General features: G+C 44.3%; 21 protein-coding genes. 7 read left to right on the top strand and 14 right to left on the bottom strand.

Annotated features, from left to right (window positions below; all coding sequences use genetic code 11):
- The first annotated feature begins 287 nt into the window (after positions 1-287).
- On the top strand, positions 288-1,277 hold the full coding sequence (gene trpS, locus IEW05_RS00320) for a tryptophan--tRNA ligase (protein WP_188534713.1): 990 nt from the start codon (positions 288-290) through the stop codon (positions 1,275-1,277).
- Between the two features lie 57 nt (positions 1,278-1,334).
- On the opposite strand, the gene IEW05_RS00315 is transcribed toward trpS, so the two are convergent.
- Complete coding sequence (locus tag IEW05_RS00315) at positions 1,335-2,168, bottom strand: helix-turn-helix domain-containing protein (protein WP_188534711.1); 834 nt, start codon at positions 2,166-2,168, stop codon at positions 1,335-1,337.
- A gap of 129 nt (positions 2,169-2,297) precedes the next feature.
- Between IEW05_RS00315 and IEW05_RS00310 the strand changes: the two genes are divergently transcribed.
- The gene (locus tag IEW05_RS00310) at positions 2,298-2,747 is read left to right on the top strand and encodes an SRPBCC family protein (protein WP_188534709.1); all 450 of its coding nucleotides are present in this window, start codon (positions 2,298-2,300) and stop codon (positions 2,745-2,747) included.
- A gap of 99 nt (positions 2,748-2,846) precedes the next feature.
- Here the strand turns inward: IEW05_RS00310 and IEW05_RS00305 are convergent, their stop codons facing one another.
- The 3 genes from IEW05_RS00305 to IEW05_RS00295 form a co-directional block, all read right to left on the bottom strand.
- The gene (locus IEW05_RS00305) at positions 2,847-4,178 is read right to left on the bottom strand and encodes an alpha/beta hydrolase (RefSeq protein WP_188534707.1); all 1,332 of its coding nucleotides are present in this window, start codon (positions 4,176-4,178) and stop codon (positions 2,847-2,849) included.
- Positions 4,179-4,392: 214 nt separating this feature from the next.
- On the bottom strand, positions 4,393-5,019 hold the full coding sequence (locus IEW05_RS00300) for a carbohydrate-binding family 9-like protein (protein WP_229753200.1): 627 nt from the start codon (positions 5,017-5,019) through the stop codon (positions 4,393-4,395).
- A gap of 82 nt (positions 5,020-5,101) precedes the next feature.
- Positions 5,102-5,941, bottom strand: a complete 840-nt coding sequence (locus IEW05_RS00295; protein WP_188534705.1) for a helix-turn-helix transcriptional regulator — start codon at positions 5,939-5,941, stop codon at positions 5,102-5,104.
- A gap of 132 nt (positions 5,942-6,073) precedes the next feature.
- Between IEW05_RS00295 and fabF the strand changes: the two genes are divergently transcribed.
- Positions 6,074-7,312, top strand: coding sequence for a beta-ketoacyl-ACP synthase II (gene fabF, locus IEW05_RS00290; RefSeq protein WP_188534703.1), 1,239 nt, complete (start codon positions 6,074-6,076; stop codon positions 7,310-7,312).
- A gap of 276 nt (positions 7,313-7,588) precedes the next feature.
- Here the strand turns inward: fabF and IEW05_RS25680 are convergent, their stop codons facing one another.
- The 8 genes from IEW05_RS25680 to IEW05_RS00255 form a co-directional block, all read right to left on the bottom strand.
- Entirely contained in the window at positions 7,589-7,759 is a 171-nt protein-coding gene (locus IEW05_RS25680; protein WP_229753199.1) for a VOC family protein, read from the bottom strand.
- A 69-nt stretch (positions 7,760-7,828) separates the two neighbouring features.
- Entirely contained in the window at positions 7,829-8,170 is a 342-nt protein-coding gene (locus IEW05_RS00285) for a DUF1801 domain-containing protein (RefSeq protein ID WP_188534701.1), read from the bottom strand.
- A gap of 31 nt (positions 8,171-8,201) precedes the next feature.
- Complete coding sequence (locus tag IEW05_RS00280) at positions 8,202-8,633, bottom strand: YciI family protein (protein ID WP_188534699.1); 432 nt, start codon at positions 8,631-8,633, stop codon at positions 8,202-8,204.
- Positions 8,634-8,743: 110 nt separating this feature from the next.
- Positions 8,744-10,009, bottom strand: coding sequence for an RNA polymerase sigma factor (locus IEW05_RS00275; protein ID WP_188534697.1), 1,266 nt, complete (start codon positions 10,007-10,009; stop codon positions 8,744-8,746).
- Positions 10,006-10,440 (bottom strand): YciI family protein, encoded by a 435-nt coding sequence (locus IEW05_RS00270; protein WP_188534695.1) that lies wholly within the window; start codon positions 10,438-10,440, stop codon positions 10,006-10,008. The genes IEW05_RS00275 and IEW05_RS00270 overlap by 4 nt, the downstream gene beginning before the upstream one ends.
- Before the next feature lie 43 nt (positions 10,441-10,483).
- Complete coding sequence (locus tag IEW05_RS00265; protein WP_188534693.1) at positions 10,484-11,296, bottom strand: alpha/beta fold hydrolase; 813 nt, start codon at positions 11,294-11,296, stop codon at positions 10,484-10,486.
- Positions 11,297-11,356: 60 nt separating this feature from the next.
- A complete protein-coding gene (locus IEW05_RS00260) occupies positions 11,357-11,929 on the bottom strand; it encodes a dihydrofolate reductase family protein (RefSeq protein WP_188534691.1) in 573 nt (190 codons plus the stop codon).
- A 272-nt stretch (positions 11,930-12,201) separates the two neighbouring features.
- The gene (locus IEW05_RS00255; protein ID WP_188534689.1) at positions 12,202-12,384 is read right to left on the bottom strand and encodes an MmyB family transcriptional regulator; all 183 of its coding nucleotides are present in this window, start codon (positions 12,382-12,384) and stop codon (positions 12,202-12,204) included.
- A 323-nt stretch (positions 12,385-12,707) separates the two neighbouring features.
- Here IEW05_RS00255 and IEW05_RS00250 point away from each other — a divergent pair, with 323 nt between their 5' ends.
- Together IEW05_RS00250 and IEW05_RS00245 are read left to right on the top strand one after the other, a co-directional pair.
- The gene (locus IEW05_RS00250) at positions 12,708-13,229 is read left to right on the top strand and encodes a signal peptidase II (protein ID WP_188534686.1); all 522 of its coding nucleotides are present in this window, start codon (positions 12,708-12,710) and stop codon (positions 13,227-13,229) included.
- 244 nt (positions 13,230-13,473) lie between these two features.
- Positions 13,474-14,094: an HAD family hydrolase gene (locus IEW05_RS00245; RefSeq protein ID WP_188534684.1), complete on the top strand. Its 621-nt coding sequence runs from the start codon at positions 13,474-13,476 to the stop codon at positions 14,092-14,094.
- Positions 14,095-14,099: 5 nt separating this feature from the next.
- Here IEW05_RS00245 and IEW05_RS00240 read toward each other — a convergent pair whose 3' ends face one another.
- Positions 14,100-15,503, bottom strand: coding sequence for an MFS transporter (locus IEW05_RS00240; protein WP_188534682.1), 1,404 nt, complete (start codon positions 15,501-15,503; stop codon positions 14,100-14,102).
- A 62-nt stretch (positions 15,504-15,565) separates the two neighbouring features.
- Positions 15,566-16,087 (bottom strand): TetR/AcrR family transcriptional regulator, encoded by a 522-nt coding sequence (locus tag IEW05_RS00235; protein WP_188534679.1) that lies wholly within the window; start codon positions 16,085-16,087, stop codon positions 15,566-15,568.
- A gap of 265 nt (positions 16,088-16,352) precedes the next feature.
- On the opposite strand from IEW05_RS00235, the gene IEW05_RS00230 reads away from it, so the two are divergent.
- Positions 16,353-17,108: a class I SAM-dependent methyltransferase gene (locus IEW05_RS00230; protein ID WP_188534677.1), complete on the top strand. Its 756-nt coding sequence runs from the start codon at positions 16,353-16,355 to the stop codon at positions 17,106-17,108.
- A 185-nt stretch (positions 17,109-17,293) separates the two neighbouring features.
- Positions 17,294-18,487 (top strand): oxalate decarboxylase family bicupin, encoded by a 1,194-nt coding sequence (locus tag IEW05_RS00225; RefSeq protein WP_188534675.1) that lies wholly within the window; start codon positions 17,294-17,296, stop codon positions 18,485-18,487.
- Positions 18,488-18,631: the final 144 nt, after the last annotated feature.

Here is an 18,631-nt window from a genome sequence, read left to right as displayed (position 1 = left end):
AGTTGCTGTCCCGAATGATCGTTAAAATCCAGTAGGGATACGCCGGGGTTCCCACCGTTATCACGGGAACGGTATCGAGATCATTATCTAATATCTCCGCACCGTTAAGAGAAGATCGAAACGATTACGAAAGATGTAACGAAGCGATCATTTAAGGTGGTACAACGATAACTTCGTCCTTATAGGACGGAGTTTTTTTGATTTTTTTAAGGGGGTGATGGCCGTGGAGGATGGTTGGTGGTGTCTGTTGCTGAGGATTGTCATACAAATAAGGAGGATGTTATACCATGACAGAACGAGTTTTGACAGGAGATCGGGTTACCGGAAAACTTCATCTAGGCCATTACGTCGGCAGCCTACAGAATCGCGTTATTTTACAAGAGCAATATGAGACATTTGTTCTTCTCGCAGACGTTCAGGCACTAACTACGCACTTTGAAAAACCGGATTTAATTCGGACACATTTACGCGAGATCACGCTCGACTATTTATCCGTTGGCATTAATCCAGATCGATCAACTATTTTTGTTCAATCGATGATTCCGGAAATTGCCGAGTTAACCGTATTATTCTCCATGTTTGTTACGGTGAATGTGTTGCGTCACAATCCAACCGTTAAATCCGAATCCAAAAATAGCGGCCTAGACGACATGTACTACGGATTTCTTGGTTACCCCGTAAGCCAAGCAGCCGATATAACCTTTTGCAAAGCAACTATTGTCCCCGTTGGAGAAGACCAACTCCCGCATTTGGAACTAACACGTAAAATTGTACGACGATTCAACGAATTGTATAGGCCCATATTGGTCGAGCCTAAACCTCTTGTTGGAGATATGCCTAGGCTAATCGGCACAGACGGAAATGCCAAAATGAGCAAAAGCCTTGGTAATTCAATAGCATTAGATTCTTCAACAGAAGAAATTGCATACCAAATAAAAAAAGCCACAACAGACCCCGCACGAGTTCATAAGCATGATCCCGGTCACCCGGATATTTGCCCAATTTATGCTTATCATCGTGCTTTTCGCCCGAACGCAGCTTCAGAAATCCGCGAAGGATGTGAACAAGCGACAATGGGGTGCTCTGCATGTAAGGGGCTTATCGCGTCGACAATAGAACAACTTATCCAACCCATGCGGGAGCGTCGCTCTTATTATGCCGCTAGGCCAAGAGTAGTTGACGACATAATCATGACGGGGACTCAGCGTGCCCGTGGAATAGCTCAAGAAACGATGAAAGAGGTTCGAGAAGCCATGAGCCTTAACTACTTTGACTAAATGCTCGAATATTTAAGGGAGCCAACCATTCTTAACAACGATGGTCGGCTCTTTTTATCATTTTACGCCTCTTTTTAACTCGATTTCTCTCACATACTCTTCTGGTGATTTGCCTATCATCGCTTTAAAATCCTTGATGAAATGGGCTTGATCGTAATAACCCATATCCTGCGCCAACTTCGGCCAATCTAGGGCTGCGTCTTTTTCCATGATCTCCACAGCCTCTTGCAGCCGATACCGCTTGATGACCCATTTTGGGCTGACACCGACATAACGACTGAATAGACGTTGCAAGGTCCGTTTATTCATGCCGAATTGTTGCACGATGTCCTCCACTTTGGTAATCTGACGATTATCAACGGTGAATTGTATAATGCGATTGATTAGCTCAACGTTGTCATCCTGCTCTGGAAGGCGATCCAGTAGAAATTGTTCTGCAAGCTGGACCATCTCCTCCTCGTTCTCCATAGCAAAAATTTGCTGCTCTAGTTCCTTCTCATCGATTCCGAACACATCTCTAAAGCCTAGAACCTTATCGGTAAGAAGAAGAATAGGCTGTTGCCAAAAAGGATAAAAACCTCCTGGACGAAATTTGACCCCCAGTACCCTCCCCTCATCATTCAAAAGGCGTGGATAAGTAGTTGTAGTAACTCCATAAACTCCAGTAAAGATCTCGTTATTCTCATACTCAAACGCTAAGTTTACGTTCGGATAAGATAAGATAACTTGGCGAAAAGGAGCTTTTCCATTTAAGTTCCATCGCACCACCCAATAATGCTCGATAAATTGAGACAGACTAGCAGCAGGTTCGTATCTCATAAGCGAAAATTTTTGCATACCTGCTTCTGCTTTCAGAATTCCCTTATCAGATCGTTGATCGTTTGGTTTCATGAACTACCTCCAGACGGTCCGCTATTGTCGCGTTTTTACAATACGTTCCATTTCATCTTTTCTATAATGAGACTAGCAGTTCGAGGTTGATTAGGCAATTTAATATATGAATCGAGCGGAGGAAAATTTATGGATCTTAAGTACGAAATTTATATCGGAGCAACACCTGAGGATGTTTGGCAAGCCTTGATATCGCCTGAAGGAACGAAAGCCATATTCTATGGCTGCATTCTCCAATCAACCTTCGAAATCGGTGCAACTTATGCCTACATTGGACCCGGTGCCGATGGAGATGAAACCGTGCATGTCTACGGTAATGTTCTGGCCTTTGAGGAGAATCGACTCATGAGCTACACAGAACATCCCGGACCCTCATATAGAGAGAATCACGCAGAACTGGAAACTAGGGTTACGCTAACTTCAGAGACAGTTGGCAATTGTACGAAGCTTACGCTAGTTAACGATCAATGGCCAGAGAACCACCCTTCTTACGAAAATACAAAGTCATCTTGGCCGATGATCCTCAGCAACCTTAAAACCTATGTAGAAACTGGTAAAACATTGGAGTTTGGCTGGTAAATTAATAAGTTCATCGTGTAGTGACTATACCTATTTGACAGTATTAAGGGGAAGCCGTTTAGGCTTCCCCTTACTTTATTATCTTTGTCCTCACCTTAGTTATTTTGTATTCAAGGAGAGGAGAATATAATCTTCCCGAACTTCCTCAATGGTATAAAGTCCTGTACTCTCGAGTGAAATCGCTATATCAGTAATTTCCTTCGTTGTCGCTTTCAGATTTTCAGCCGTGGGCTTAAGCAAAACTTTGATCTTACTATCCTTTTCTTCGGTTACGAGTGACTCCAATTTGTTTTTTAGAATCCTTACCAAACGATCATAGTCTACTTTATGTTCTACGGTAATGCCTTGATAAGTCACTTCCACATCCAGGGACTCCGGCTTAAGAAATTTCACTTTCCCTGACTCATCTACCCGTCCAACCTCAGGATTCAGTACTTTATAATCGGCCCCATCAGAAACGGAATAATCCATCCCATTATCCATACTCGTTACCGGATTAAGACGGATATACGAGCTGTCAGGTTCGAAGATCATCAGCGAGTCATCTACTGCCAGTTCGACCGCTTGTTCGGGTGCTTTTCCGGCGAACATGAGTAGCGGACTGTGGACACGTCTGGACCAGGAATTCTCGTCATGGTTACCTAAAATATCCATCTGAAAAAATAAATCTTGGCCGTATACAAATCCCTTCGATTTCAGAATATCTACCAACGGCTCGATAAGCATTCCTTCGGCATATCCCATATCCAACCAAATCTTCACGTTTGGTTTTTCTTTCTCCTTCGCCAGTTCTTCAAACAGTCTCCCCTTAGCTACCCAGGTGGAAGTGGATACCGCTCCAATCGAGGAGAACGTCTCTGGGTGATGGTAACCCATCCATAACGCCTGTACACCACCAAAGGATGAGCCCATGATCATTCGATTGTCTCGGTCAGGATTAGTTCTGTAGGTTCCATCAACATAAGGAATGACAGTATCAATGAAATAACGGGTAAATTCCTCAGCACTCTTGCCATCGGACGGAATAGACTCATCGAGAAAAGGTACGTACTCCTCTCCCCTCTCGGAGCCCTCGCTTGAGTCGACTCCGATCACGATGACCTTCTTCATCCTCCCTTCAGCAACAAGCTGATCTATGATTTTCTCAACCTTCCACTCCTTTTGAAAAGAACTTGTATTCGTTTGGAATATATTACGCCCATCGTTCATGTACACAACGGGGTAACGCTCATTGTCGGTTTCGTAACCGGGAGGGAGGTAAACAAAAATGCGCCGTTTCTCAAGTTTATCGATATGTACACTTCCATGCTCCACAATCATGCCGGTGGGATTCTCGGTTGCTTGTACGGCCACACTTGTCTTGGGCTCATATGATGTTGGAGACGTAGTGATTGAATTTCCTTTGTCCTGGCAACTTACCAGGGCTAGCATACATATTATAATGAACCCCCAAAAACATGATCTTATTGGGCCATTTTGGTTCATCTAATCCCCCCTAACTAGTAGTTCAAACGTTTTCACAACTATTAATATACACGCTTTAATTTGTAGTTACTAGAATTATTTAACATATAATCCACATAAAAATGGCCAGTAACACTCTTTCGAATGGTTACTGACCTGAAATCAGTCTTATCATTTTCACTTACACAAATACCATTGTTCCAAACCGAGAAGAAATATGAAAATTGACCTTTCCAGTAGGACTCCATGCCTGGTATTCTCTCGTTCCTTCTAAATCCTCATCAATTCGATAGAAATTAACATTCCAACGCAATCCTTCATGAAGTGGCTGAATGAAATTTGATGCTGGAATGCTAATGAAAGTGGTTAAATAGCCCTCACGATTTGCGTCGACAGATGTAAGAAGATCCTTGAAGCACCACACTTTGTCCAAGCCTTTAACCGAATCTGAGCCATCATTTTCGATTAGAGCATCAAACACCACGTTCTTTGGGCTGACTTCCAGTTCCAAATAGCGTGTACCCTTGCCCTCCTCGTCGATAAAGAACTCAACGACATCCTGCTCGTACAGTGGGTCATCTCTTTCCGTAAAATCAGACACAATATAACTGTCCTTACATAAGAATCGGACATATAAATAGTCCTTGTTCCAGCAAGCTCTCACTTCGGTATACTCTTTCGGTGGTAAACCTGTGACCGTGTCGCTTAATTCGAGTACATCGCAGCTATCCCAATCAATGGAGCTCCATCCTGTTTGAACTTGTTTACATTGATATACGTAATCTTCTTTGACGATTGTGGGTTGCAATTTCTCACCTCAATTTTACTTAATCCATTTTGTCGAAATGCGTCTACTACCCAGTAATAATACACGTAAACAAGACGATTTTTCAATCATCCTGCATCAATTTCTTTAGCTTCGCCTTCGTTGAGGTATCCGGTGCGGGTGTATAAATACTGCATCTTAAATCCGTGCCGCCATGTACCTGTAACGATGTGAGCTGGAAGAGCATCTTTCTTGCCTTGGCATGTCTGAACTCTAGTAATACCTCAGGTGCGGTGCTCACCTTGCTTTGGTCCCACAGACGATTAAATTCAGGATGCGTCTCTCTCATTTCCTTTAGAAACTCCTCGTACCATTCATCCTCAACATATTGTCCGTAATAAGCCCGAAATATCGCCAGATACCCGCTAACGAACTGCTCCCAATTCACAGCTAGGCGCCTAAATTCTTTTCTCGTAAATAATAAAGAAATCATGTTTCGTTGTTCGGGTGGAATATGCTCGAAGTCCAGGAAGACATGTGAAGCTGCATCATTCCATCCGACGATTTGGCACCTACGATCCGAAATAATCGTCGGACAGTAGGTGAGTTCTTGAAGAATGACCCTTAAAGCGGGACTAATCTCAGGAAGTTCTTCTGTAAGGAGGCTTACACCTGGAGTTGTCTCTAGTGCCAGTGAGAACAAATACTTCCGCTCATCGGCGGTTAATTGCAGAGCCATGGCCACGTTATCCAGGACAGACGATGATACCTTTATGTCCCGTCCTTGTTCTAACCAGGTATACCAAGTGTGACTCACACCTGCTAACTGTGCGACTTCTTCTCGTCTAAGACCGGGAGTCCTTCTCCGACTTCCTTCGGGTAAACCAACAGATTCGGGGGTGAGTTTCGCTCTTTGGGCCTTTAAGAATTGTGACAATGCTTGGAGTCTATGTTGAGGATTCATGGCTACACATCCTTGCGTAAAATTATCATGTTATTAATTATACTAGGATAAACAACAACTTGTAATAGGATAATATGCGTGACATGATGAGTATAGAGTGTTATTTAAAGATGATCAAGGAGGTAATAACTTGTGGAAAGAGTTGTAATAACAGGAATGGGAGCTATAACACCGCTCGGGAATGATGTTGAGACCTTTTGGACTCGGCTAGTTCGTGGAGATTCAGGGATTTCATCTATAGATGCATTTGATACAACTCGCTTTAAAGTTAAAATTGCCGGAATCGTACGAGATTTTGATGCTGATACTTTATTGGGTCCCAAGGAAGCAAGGCGCATGGATCGGTTCAGCCAATTTGCCTTAGCAGCAGCCGACCAAGCTTTAGCGGACTCTCGGATCGATCTAAATCAAATAAATAAAGAGAGATTAGGCGTTTATGTAGGCTCCGGAATCGGAGGAATACAGACGTTAATGGACCAACAAGCCCTACTAAGTCAGCGTGGACCTGATCGGGTGAGTCCTACGCTCGTCCCGATGATGATTTCCAATATGGCCGCGGCATTAATAAGCATTAGACTAGGAGCATTAGGTTCCTCCTTATCTCCCGTAACCGCTTGTTCCATCGGGAATACAGCTATTGGAGAAGCTTTCTATCAAATTCAATCTGGAAGGGCCGACGTTCTATTCGCTGGAGGATCGGATGCGGCGATAACCGAAATATCGCTAGCCAGCTTCACAAAAGCAACGGCGCTATCGGCGAGAAACGACGAGCCTGAACGAGCTAGCCGACCATTTGATGCCGGTAGGGATGGCTTTGTTATGGCGGAAGGTGCTGGAATTCTAGTACTCGAATCGTTATCCCATGCCTTACGCCGAAAAGCTAGGATACACGCGGAAGTTATAGGGTACGGAGCAAGCTCTGACGCTTATCATATGGTGGCAACACCATCAGAAGGTCATGGGGCATACCGCGCCATGAAATTGGCGCTGCAAGAAGCGGGCATAAAGCCCAATCAAGTAGATGTTATCAGCGCTCATGCTACTAGCACAGAGGTTGGCGATAAGTCAGAAACCGCCGCGATCAAGAACATGTTCGGCGAAGATGCCTATCGTATTCCCGTTACGGCTAATAAGTCTATGACGGGGCATATGTTTGGTGCCGCTGGAGGAGTAGAGGCCATTGCTTTGGTGAAAAGCTTGCAAACCGGCATCATTCCCCCAACCATTAACCAGCAGGAAAAGGATGAAGACTGTGATTTGGACTATGTTCCTAACGTAGCTCGTGCAGCCAATCTAACGGTCGGAATGTCCAATTCATTCGGGTTTGGTGGTCACAACGCAGTTATTATTCTGAAAAAATACAATGAATGAAGCTGCCTCGCGACAGGCTTACGATCTCGAAATAAAGGGTTCCACATATTGTATCTGATTAATATGTGGAACCCTTTATTTATGCTATATCGTTGAAAGAGACTTGCAGTGTTGAATATAGATTAACCTTGCTGTACAATCATCCATTTGATTCCAAACTTGTCTACGACTTCACCATAGTGTGCCCCCATGGCTGCATTTTCAATGGATAGATCTGAGTTCCGCCCTCCGCGAGGTTCGCATAGGCTTGGTGTGCCGTTTCCACGTCGCCAAAGGTCAGTCCAAATGCAATACTTCCCTCCGTGCCAACCGGACCGAAGGCACGGCCAGGAACAGCATCTTCCCTCCGGCTACCGTCAGCACCATGTGCATCACCTTGTCCTTGGTCTGCTCAGCGGCTCCAGGTAATTCGCCGTGTGTCAGCACCGATTGAATTTCACCACCCAATGCTTGGATGTAGAATTCGGCTTGTGCTTCTAAAAATATATTGTGATTATACGCATGGTAGCTTTTCTATTAAAGAGAGCTTGAAGCCTGACTGACCAGAGATACCAGTTGCTTGGAATCAAACGTATCCCCTTTATGCAACTTCAATGTTTTTCTTTCTGGAGGACCATCAAACATGCCTTCTGGAAGCTCCAACGCAGAAAAATTAAAGATGGTAAAACTAACCGCTTCTTTTGATGTAGAGATCGCCGCGGCGTATTTGCCGTTTTTCAAAAAGTGAGGTTTCTTATACTGAATACGTTCATGTACATCTGGAATCGCTAGGTGGACGACTTCACGCAGATTGCCGGAAAGCTCCCTATGCCACGGTTCCTTTAATGCTTCGATAAATTCGGTTACTTCCTGATTCATTCTTCATACACTCCTTTAAAGTTGTTAGTGGCTATAATCTTCTTAACATGTGGAGATGGTCCTGCAAATCAGCTTCCAAGGCCTGTATGCCAGGCTCAGGTAAGGTGTCCGAATTCTCTCCGAGTCTTCGTATTTCGATCATACTCACACGGTCCGCTGGAACCGGCATCCGAAGCGCCCATTTCAGGGCATCGTTCTCCGTTCTTACATCGATCACCATATATTCCGCAATAAGCTCTTGATCTGCCGGGAAGGGGTCAACTTGTATCTCCGGCTCCCCACCTTGAGGCGAATAACATATTCTGATCCCGCTGGAACTAGGCTGAAGCTCTTCGTTAGCTAGAAGCGTACCAACTCTAGCCAAAGACTTCTTGTACGCCATCATCGCATCAACATATTCCTGGTTGTAATTGATCCCAGCCTCTAAGAAGCCGGTCGCCTTGACTATTAACATAAATCGCATTTGGGTCACTCCTCCTATGGGAAGATAACTTGAGACAGCAACGCATTGTCATCACTTTCCCTACTAACACGACGAACGGGAAACCATGTTATCGACATAAGGAGAAAAAATTATGTAGATCTATCCACTCTGAGATTTGCTGCCCGTTGAAACAAAAGCTCCCGCTCACGGGTATTCTGAGTCATCGATGCAGCGCGTTCAAATTCCGTTCGTGCTTCATCGTGACGTCCTACCTTTGCAAGAAGATCGCCACGAACGCTTGGAAGCAGGTGGTACCCTTGTAAAGAAGGTTCGATATTCAGCTCGTCGACAATCTGCAGCCCGAAGGCCGGACCGAATGCCATAGATATGGCAACCGCACGATTTAATTCAACAATGAGCGAGGGCGTCGCTCTCGCAAGCGCTTCGTAAAGGGCCGCTATGCGGATCCAATCGGTCTCAGCTTCGGAGCGCGCCTTCGCATGACAAGCGGAAATCGCAGCCTGTAGTGAGTATGGCCCGAGCGTTTGTCCCAACTTTCGGCTGCGATCCAGCGCCGCCAAACCGCGGTGGATCAGGAGTTGATCCCATTTCGCACGGTTTTGATCCATGAGAAGAATGGGTTCTCCCTTAGCATTAACCCGAGTTTTCAATCTTGAAGCTTGGATTTCCATCAGCGCAACAAGGCCGTGAACTTCCTGTTCATGAGGTGTGATTTCAGCAAGAATGCGTCCTAATCTAAGCGCCTCCTGACATAGCAGTGGCCTGATCCAGTGATCCCCGGAAGTTGCTGAATACCCTTCATTGAACATCAAGTAGATGACCTCAAGTACTGCAGACATACGATCTTTCATTTCCTCCCGTGCCGGTACTTCAAAAGGAATCTTCTCCGCGCTGAGGGTCCTCTTCGCCCGCACAATTCGCTGGGCGACCGTGGACTCAGCAACGAGGAAAGAACGTGCGATTTCATCTGTGGTTAGCCCGCACAACAAGCGAAGCGTCAGAGCCACCCGAGCGTCCTGCGATAACACCGGATGGCAGGTCATAAAGATCAGCCGAAGGAGATCGTCACCGATCTCCCCGTCCAACGTTTGATCCACGTCATCCTCCGTATACAAATTTATCGAGTGCCCGATTTCTACGTACTTCTGATCGCGCAGCTTGCTCCTACGTATAAAATCGATCGCGCGTCGCTTCGCCGTCGTCATCAGCCAGGCCCCCGGATTGTCAGGAATACCGGTCTCAGCCCACCGCTCCAGGGCAATCACCAGAGCATCCTGGGCAAGATCCTCCGCAAGACCAACATCCCTTACCATTCGCGTTAGTCCCGCAATAAGCTTAGCCGACTCCATTCGCCAAATCGCATCAATGGTTCGATGTGCCTGAGACGAACTCACGATTTATGTTGCTCATGAACCTGTTTGCGTAGCGCCGTTTCCTTGGCCAACGTTTCGGTATTCTCCATGAGGTCCTCCACTTCGAACACCTGTCTGAGCTCAATCTCACCCTGGCCAAACCCATGAGGATCCGGCATGCGCAGCGCCCATTCAATCGCTTCTTCCCTCGATTTGACCTCAATAAGCGTATATCCGGCAATGATCTCTTTTGCTTCCGTAAACGGCCCATCCATCATTTTAGGTTTGCCACCGGGCTCAGGATAAGAAATCCGGATTGCGTTTGTACTAGGCTGTAGTCCATCCGCTGCCAACAGTACACCGGCCTTTACCAATTCCTCGTTATACTTCTGCATGGCATCGATAAGCTCCTGACTTGGCATAACTCCTGCCTCTGAATCGGTTGTGGCTTTGACAATCATCATAAATCTCATAAGTTGATCCCTCCTAATATTATGAAGAAGCTTCGTCTGTTACTTACCGATTATCTAAAAAGAATGTTATAAGCTCCGATGAAATCTTTGGGGCATCGAGTTTTTGGGTATGACCGAGCCCCTTCTTACTCAGTAATCTTGCATTCGGAAGCACGCCCGCTAGAGCTTGAGCACCATGACGTAGCGCAACTGGACTCTCCGTTCCTTCGATTACGAGGGTTGGCATCGTGACTGCACCCCACAATTTACTAGGCAGTGCCTTTCCATCCATATATCCATCTAGCAAGGCCGCATCGTAAGGAAGTGTATGTGCAACCGCCTTGAGCTTGGACCATACGCCTGGCATCACTTTCATCATATTAACCACAAATGAAGGCGCCCCCATCCCCTTGGTCATAAAATACTTAACAGCCTCGCCTCGACGATTCGAGGATATAAGCATTGAAACCTGCTTTAACAAATCTCCTGGCGGTTGATGACCCTCATCATCGACGACAAAGGGTGGTTCGTGTAATACGAGCTTCTTAATATTCGCACCTCTCGCTGCTGTCTGCAGAGCCAGAACCGCGCCAGATGACAGTCCCCAAACATAAGCCGAGCCACCGGCTTCATCAATCATGGCTTGAAGATCTTCCATCTCGCGTTCAATGGCATATGACGGCTTATCCTCGCTATCACCGCGGCCACGTCGATCGTAATTGTAGACTGTGAAATGCTCCGATAACAGATTAGCCAGTTGTACCTGTGCGGGGAATTTACGATAACTGAATGCACCCGTTACCAGAATGAGTGATGGTCCTTGGCCGACTCTATCATAAGCAATCTTGGTACCGTCTTTTGAAATTACTGTATTCATCGTATGTCTCCGTTTCATTCCATATTTTTTGGTTCTTCTTTCACTCGCGAGCGTATATTTTTAATTGACTATCTCGGGCTGATAGATATGAATCGCGACACCAGTGTTTAACGTTTTGACATCCATGAGGCGCATAGCAGTCTTCTCGTTCCCTTCTCTGAACAGCTGTTGTCCGCTACCTAAGATCACAGGGTGAACCCAGATCCGGTATTCATCAATGAGATGATGCTTCATCAGAGTCTGAGCCAGATCACCGCTGCCTACGACCAGCAAGTCTTCACTGAACTTCTGCTTAAGTTTCGCTACTTCTTCTGCCGCAATGCCTTGAATGATTGTGGCATTCCACTCCGCATGGCTCAAGATTCTCGAAGCAACGAATTTCGGTATGCAGTTCATCCGATGTGCCAGCCCTCGCATACCGGCCGCGGATGGCCATGTTGCCGCAAAGCTCTCGTAAGTTTTGCGTCCTAAGAGGAGTGCTCCAACCTCATGGGCCTGTTCAACAATGAGTGTCAGGTGTTCCTCGCCAACATATGGCCGTTGCCATCCCCCATGCTCGAATTCACGGAGATCGCCTGGCGCCTGCATAACGCCATCCAACGTAATAAATTGCTGCATGATGATTTTACTCATCTCTATCCCCTTCCTTTCGTGTCGTTCGGGACGATTCCAACGCTGCGTTTCTACCAGATTTCCATTATCCGCAGTCCGCCGAACTTCGTCTTTATATAGACAACGAACGAGAGAAGGTTAAATCGACATTTTGCCACCGGCAATTTCATAAATTTTTTTTTGTATAATTTACACCTCAAAAGAGGGGACAGCTAGATCATATTTAAACTAGTATAAAACTAACAGGTTAATTTAAGAGTCATGCAAAAAAAGCCCGCATTGGCGCCGGGCGCTCAAATACGTGCTGTTGACATTGTGGATTGCTGCCATAATTCTCTGAACTCCTTACTTTGTTCGGTCAACTCTCCAATCAGCTTAATATACCAAGATTGGTCGGCGGATCGATCGTAAGGTGTTCTATAGAAGGAAAGCACTACTTTGATTATTTGATTTAAATTCGATCTTCGCGTTTTCATAAATCCCCCCAATATTTTGCGTTGATGGAAAGTTTCCATGAGAGCTCGACTCCAATCTGGTAGTTTTTATACTATTACATCTTAATTAACCCTTATTAAAGATTTACTCTTCCATGCAAGGATATAAATTACAAAATTTCACAATTTTCTCTTTGATTATAACATGTGGAGATTTTGTCAGCATCCGCTTTCTTCTCATGACAAAGTAATGATTGTACTTACTGCACGTTGACTGAAATTAAGATAATCTATAAGTAGCGTTTGTATTCTTTCATGATATAATGACTCATTAGAAATACATAAAGTATAACTTGGAGATGTGTATGAAAAAACAATGGTTGATTGCGGGACTACTCATAGCACTTGATCAATTAGTAAAGATTTTTATTTGGAATTTTGCCTTAGAGAAACGACTAATCTTCATTCCAAACGTTATGCGGTTTGAACCTTTTCAAAACACAAATTTAAATTGGTTCGCAAGCATGGCGAATATTGTTATGCCTATCTTTTTTATGGTTGTATTTCAGCTGTCCGCTGCAATTGCAGTAACCCTATTTTACAGATATCAAAGATATACGAGTGAAAAGACAAATCTGTGGCTCAGTTTGGGTTTTTGTATGGCATTAGCGGGTATTGGTTGCTCGTTTCTTGATGTTGTTCTCTGGGGAGGAAGTCTTGATTATATCGGCCTGTTTGACTGGTATATCTTTGACATGAAAGATGTATTCTTAAATGCTGGATGGATAAGTATTCTCATATGGTTTAACTCTAAAGCTTATAAATCTAGGAAAAATGAAAGCATCTCTTTCAAAACATGGATGAGTAATGGCTGTAAATTGTCATAAAAGGTCACCCCTATCACCTAATTTTGATCGAGGTTGTAATGAGTTAAAACCATGAGAGCATAACCGAAGAGGCCACTTTGAAGTGGCCTCTTCGTGCTTATTCTATATTTTATCCTACTTCAACAATTCTTCAGCCAACTGCAATAATTGTTTAGTGATAACTCACTTCATCTTTCACTACCGGAATGTCAGATGGCTGTGATGTTGCTGCTCTTTTTATTATCCAAACAACGGAGGGATTCATATGTATACATGCATTATTTTCGATGTAGACGGAACGATCATCAATACAGAAAAGGCAGTGATTGGCTCCTTACAAAAAACACTTAAAGAAGTGTTAGGCCGCGAATACGGGCGTGAAGAGCTTACCTTTGTGCTGGGCGTACCGGGAACAACCTCGCTCCCCAAGCTTGGTATTCAGAATATTGCTGAAGTTAATGATAGATGGAATGAGAATATGAAGGATTTTTATGCTGATATTCATATCTATCCGGAGATCGACCAAGTATTACGAACGTTAAAGGAACGGAATGTGATGACGGGGATTGTTACCTCGAAGACGAGACAGGAACTACAGGACGACTTCGTTCCTTTTGGGCTTATGAAATACTTGCCATTTATTGTTACTGCTGATGACACCCTCAAGCACAAGCCAAATCCGGAACCCATTCAGAAATTTCTTGAAATATCGGGTGCGAACCAATCCGAAGCCATCTATATCGGAGACACAATTTACGATATGAGGTGTGCCTCCGATGCCAGAGTGGACTTCGCACTTGCGGTATGGGGAGCGGCCCAATCACCTAACGGCATCGATGCTAAGTATAAATTGAATGAACCGCTAGACATCTTAGAACTCTTGTAATCAAATCATAGAGAAGCCTTATTCGAAATAACCTCAGTGCGCTTTTCAAAGACGAAGATCGCAATGACAAGCAGGCCAATAAACATCATCACCGAATCAGCAGCTAGGCTCGGCACCAAATGATCGGCGAACTGCTCAGGGGATGTCATGGAGGCTCCCGTCCCAAAAATAATTCCAGTGATAGCTATGCCAAATACGGACCCAAGCTGCCGGGTTGTATTGCTTACCCCGCTCGCTTCACCTGCAAATTCTTCAGGTACAGAGGCAAGCAGTCCATGTGATAGTGGTGTAATGCTAAGCCCCATACCTGCACCAGCCAACATCAGAGGTACGATTGCATCACTAAAAGGAAATATAGCTCCCTTCATAGCTATCAAAATGGCTAACCAACTAAGACCGGCACCCTGCATGAATAGTCCGGTAATCAGCACCCACTTTGATCCAAACTTCCCGATCGCCATTCCGGCAAATGGTGCTGCTAACATGGTCATGATCGTCCAGGCCATCTCCCGGACTCCAGCCTCAAGGGGAGTATATCCCTGTGCCTGTTGAAGGAATAAAGTCAGCATAAATATCGCACCAAAGACGCTGGCATACATCCAGAATCCCGCCAAAATGTACGAGGTGTAGGTTTTATTGCGAAACAGATCAAATCTTATGGTTGGACTGGTTCTCCTTTTTTCCCAATAATAAAATAGAACCAATAGCAGGAGGCCAACCAATAACGATATCACCACTAATGGAGCGCCCCAGCCCAGCGGTTTACTTTTTTCCAAACCAAAAATCAGACCAAACAACCCCGTTGTCAGCAGAATAACGCCCAAAGGATCAAGTGGCTTGCGTACGCCCCGGGATTCTTTGATCCAACTTAAACCCAAAAGCAACGCAATCAGTCCAACAGGTAAATTGATATAGAAAATCATTTGCCACGGGGCTCCTTCCATGACCAAACCGCCAACCAATGGACCTACACTAAGTCCCAATCCCGATATTCCGGACCATAGTCCGATCGCAAGTGCTCTTTTTGCAGGAGGAAATGCTGCATTCACAAGTGTGAGACTTAAGGGAACAATGGCTGCTCCCCCGATTCCCTGAATCGTACGGAACACAATGAGTGCGGATGAAGAAGTACTTAGTCCGGAAAATAACGAACCCAATGTAAAAATCGCTACGCCTGCTAAGAACACTTTCTTCCTACCAATGGATTCACCCAACAAGCTAAAGGGAATAATTAGAACAGCAAAGGCCAACGTATAAGCATTCATGAACCATTCCAGATCGGACATCGAAGCCCCAAGATCCTTCTGAATGGAAGGAAGTGATACCCCCAGAATCAAACTATCGAGCATGGCCATGAACAAGGCAATACAAGTAATAACAAGCAGACGAACTCTGGCTGATGTTGACATAAAATATTCCTCCTTATTTATTTTATTTATTGATAAATAAATGAAGTATATAGAAAACCGCGCTATGGCATTAGCTGCGGTAATTCTAGAACTGCTGATAGTGAAATGATCAAGCCATAAGCAAGGAACATGCTGGCTTCATGAGCGCTATTGTTGATCCCTGCTAGCTCAAAGCGAGTTTTGACCGATTCGTAAATCAAGGTATATTTTTCTCTAGCAAACTCTTTGACCTTAGGCTCTGGAGTAGCAGAACACTGCATAAGCAAAAGCATCTCATTACGCTGAGTATTCAGCAGTTCTTCGAAGACACTTCCCATCGCTGTACATAACTTATCTGCTGGAGCTTCTACTTGATTGAAGGCATACTCCATTTGAGTAAACGCCCGATCTAGCACAGCTAAATACAGTTGTTCCTTGGTTTTAAAAAAATGAAATACATAGGGTTGAGTAACCCCTACGGCATCTGCAATATGGGCAGTTGTTGTCTTATAATAACCCTGAGTAGCAAATAAGGCAGCTGCACTCTTCATAATTTGTTCTTTACGGTTTGCTGATATTTCTTCTTTTTGACTCAATGGAAACATTCTCCTTGAATTTATTTATTACTCAATAAATAACACGAATATTCACTTTAGTCAATTCAATGCTTGGACTTTTTTTTGTTTGGTACTATGATGGATAGGAATCAATCCAGAAAGCAAGGTGACCACAATGATGAAATTCGGTAACTGCTCGGTGCAGTTGAAATAATCTGATAACAGATTGTGCCGAGCCATAAAGAACGAAGTTATCAGTCAACTGCACCTCTTCACAAGGATTTACCACAAAATTGTGAAATGAGGTTACAGTATGAACATCAATCAATTAAAAAACTTTTGGTTATCTGAGGAAAAAAAGACATTCAAGGGCTGGGATTTTTCTTATATTGCAGAACGCAATTCAACACTTCAGCTACCTTGGGACTATAGATCAATCGTCACGTCATACATGGATCATTCCAAAACGATATTAGACATGGGAACAGGTGGTGGAGAGTTGCTACTATCTCTTAACCCTCCACAAGGTAAAACATTTGCGACTGAAGCCTATCCGCCAAATGTTGAACTCTGCAAAAATACCTTACCCCAATATGGCATAGATGTTCGGCAAATCTTTGATGATGAAGAATTGCCGTTTGAAGATTCATTTTTTGATTTAATCATCAACAACCACGAAGCATTTTCACCGCAAGAGGTATTCCGAATTCTAAAGCCCGGTGGTATCTTTGTTACGCAGCAGGTCGGTGGTCATAACAATAGAGAGCTCTCCAAATTTTTGTTGGGCCATGATACTCCCCTCATTCATGCTGATTTCAATCTTGAAAAAGCCAAGGCTGATCTTAGTAGCGCCGGCTTAACGATCTTTGATGCTATGGAATGCTTCCAGCCTCATCATTTTTTTGATATCGGCGCTTTGGTGTATTACGCCAAAATCATCGAATGGGAATTCCCTGATTTTTCAGTAGAGAGATGCTTTGAGCAACTATGCTTATTACATGAAAAGGTCGAACAAAATGGATTCATTGAAACCATTGAACATCGATTCCTTATCTGCGCTTTGAAATAAATTATCCATAGATTTAAAGTAAGAATCAGCAGGAGTTACACGCACTCCTGCTGATTTTTTTGTTATGCAATATTTAATGACAACAACACGATTACAGTCATACTAGGGGAGCTTATATCATACATTACTTGAATGAGAACGCTGATTTTTCCCTGTAATATTGCAATTGAGAGGAGAAATGTCTCATGGAAAACAGACCTAAAACTCCCGAGAGCGGAAATATACCGCAACCGATTAGAAGTGATGGTGCCGGGGCGACGGATTTTGGTCCCCGTGACGTCATGCGGGATATGGAGAACCCTAATATGCTGGTTCCACCGATTACAGATGCTGGACTGATTCCTAACTTAAAATTTTCTTTCTCTGATGCGCATATGCAGTTAAATCACGGTGGTTGGTCAAGAGAAGTTACCATTAGAGAGTTACCGATTGCGACCACACTAGCTGGCGTTAATATGCGTCTGACACCTGGTGGTGTGCGAGAACTCCATTGGCATCAGCAAGCAGAGTGGGCATATATGCTATTAGGAAGCGCACGGATCACCTCAGTTGATCAAGATGGGCGAAATTTCATTGCAGATATCGGTCCGGGTGACCTTTGGTATTTTCCTGCTGGAATCCCTCATTCGATTCAAGGGCTAGCAGAAGGTTGTGAATTTCTCCTTGTCTTTGATGATGGTCATTTTTCCGATCTAAATACCTTATCCATCTCCGATTGGTTTGCGCATACCCCAAAGGATGTCCTGTCAGCCAATTTTGGCGTTCCCGAGAGTGCCTTTAACAACATTCCCCCTGATCAGGTCTATATTTACCAAGATCACGTTCCCGGTTCACTAGAAAGTCAGAAGGTTCAGTCCCCTTACGGTACCATTCCCCAAAGTTTTAAGCACCAATTACTAGCGCAAACACCAATTCGTACACCAGGTGGTAGTGTGCGAATCGTGGACTCTTCTAATTTTCCTATTTCTACAACCATTGCAGCAGCGCTAGTTGAGATTGAACCTGGTGCAATGAGAGAACTTCATTGGCATCCCAATAATGACGAGTGGCAATACTACCTCACCGGGCAAGGACGTATGACGGTATTTGCAGGAAACGGTACAGCCCGAACTTTTGATTATAGAGCTGGTGATGTTGGTTATGTTCCCTTCGCTCTCGGCCACTACATTCAAAATACTGGCGACCAAACCTTGTGGTTCTTGGAAATGTTCAAGAGCGATCGATTTGTCGATGTATCATTAAACCAATGGATGGCACTTACTCCTCGCGACCTAGTTGGAGACAATTTGCATGTCGGACCAGAATTATTAGATGCACTACGCAAGGAAAAATGGCCAGTTGTTAAATATCCAAATGAAACAATAACAAGTAAGCTCTAAACAAGTATGCTTAAAAGCCTATTCCGCATTGGAATTTTCGTAAATTGGGGTCGTGGATCACACGGCCTCTTTGCTGTATAACTGAGGAATCTCGAATCTCAAATCCTACTATTCAAACAGTTAACAATAAAGGTTATGATGGTT

This window comes from Paenibacillus segetis (assembly GCF_014639155.1).
Taxonomy (GTDB): Bacteria; Bacillota; Bacilli; order Paenibacillales; family Paenibacillaceae; genus Fontibacillus; species Fontibacillus segetis.
Note: the sequence above shows the minus strand (reverse complement) of the source record. Positions and strands in the feature narration are given on the sequence as shown.

Coding starts and splice junctions, on each gene's coding strand:
- IEW05_RS00285 (WP_188534701.1), bottom strand. CDS start 8,170: ATGAATCAGGAAGTAACCGAATTTATCGAAGCATTAAAGGAACCGTGG.
- IEW05_RS00230 (WP_188534677.1), top strand. CDS start 16,353: ATGAACATCAATCAATTAAAAAACTTTTGGTTATCTGAGGAAAAAAAG.
- IEW05_RS00250 (WP_188534686.1), top strand. CDS start 12,708: ATGAAAAAACAATGGTTGATTGCGGGACTACTCATAGCACTTGATCAA.
- IEW05_RS00225 (WP_188534675.1), top strand. CDS start 17,294: ATGGAAAACAGACCTAAAACTCCCGAGAGCGGAAATATACCGCAACCG.
- IEW05_RS00260 (WP_188534691.1), bottom strand. CDS start 11,929: ATGAGTAAAATCATCATGCAGCAATTTATTACGTTGGATGGCGTTATG.
- IEW05_RS00310 (WP_188534709.1), top strand. CDS start 2,298: ATGGATCTTAAGTACGAAATTTATATCGGAGCAACACCTGAGGATGTT.
- IEW05_RS00240 (WP_188534682.1), bottom strand. CDS start 15,503: ATGTCAACATCAGCCAGAGTTCGTCTGCTTGTTATTACTTGTATTGCC.
- IEW05_RS00255 (WP_188534689.1), bottom strand. CDS start 12,384: ATGAAAACGCGAAGATCGAATTTAAATCAAATAATCAAAGTAGTGCTT.
- IEW05_RS00305 (WP_188534707.1), bottom strand. CDS start 4,178: ATGCTAGCCCTGGTAAGTTGCCAGGACAAAGGAAATTCAATCACTACG.
- IEW05_RS00315 (WP_188534711.1), bottom strand. CDS start 2,168: ATGAAACCAAACGATCAACGATCTGATAAGGGAATTCTGAAAGCAGAA.
- IEW05_RS00245 (WP_188534684.1), top strand. CDS start 13,474: ATGTATACATGCATTATTTTCGATGTAGACGGAACGATCATCAATACA.
- IEW05_RS00280 (WP_188534699.1), bottom strand. CDS start 8,633: ATGCGATTTATGTTAATAGTCAAGGCGACCGGCTTCTTAGAGGCTGGG.
- IEW05_RS00295 (WP_188534705.1), bottom strand. CDS start 5,941: ATGAATCCTCAACATAGACTCCAAGCATTGTCACAATTCTTAAAGGCC.
- trpS (WP_188534713.1), top strand. CDS start 288: ATGACAGAACGAGTTTTGACAGGAGATCGGGTTACCGGAAAACTTCAT.
- IEW05_RS00235 (WP_188534679.1), bottom strand. CDS start 16,087: ATGTTTCCATTGAGTCAAAAAGAAGAAATATCAGCAAACCGTAAAGAA.
- IEW05_RS00270 (WP_188534695.1), bottom strand. CDS start 10,440: ATGAGATTTATGATGATTGTCAAAGCCACAACCGATTCAGAGGCAGGA.
- IEW05_RS00265 (WP_188534693.1), bottom strand. CDS start 11,296: ATGAATACAGTAATTTCAAAAGACGGTACCAAGATTGCTTATGATAGA.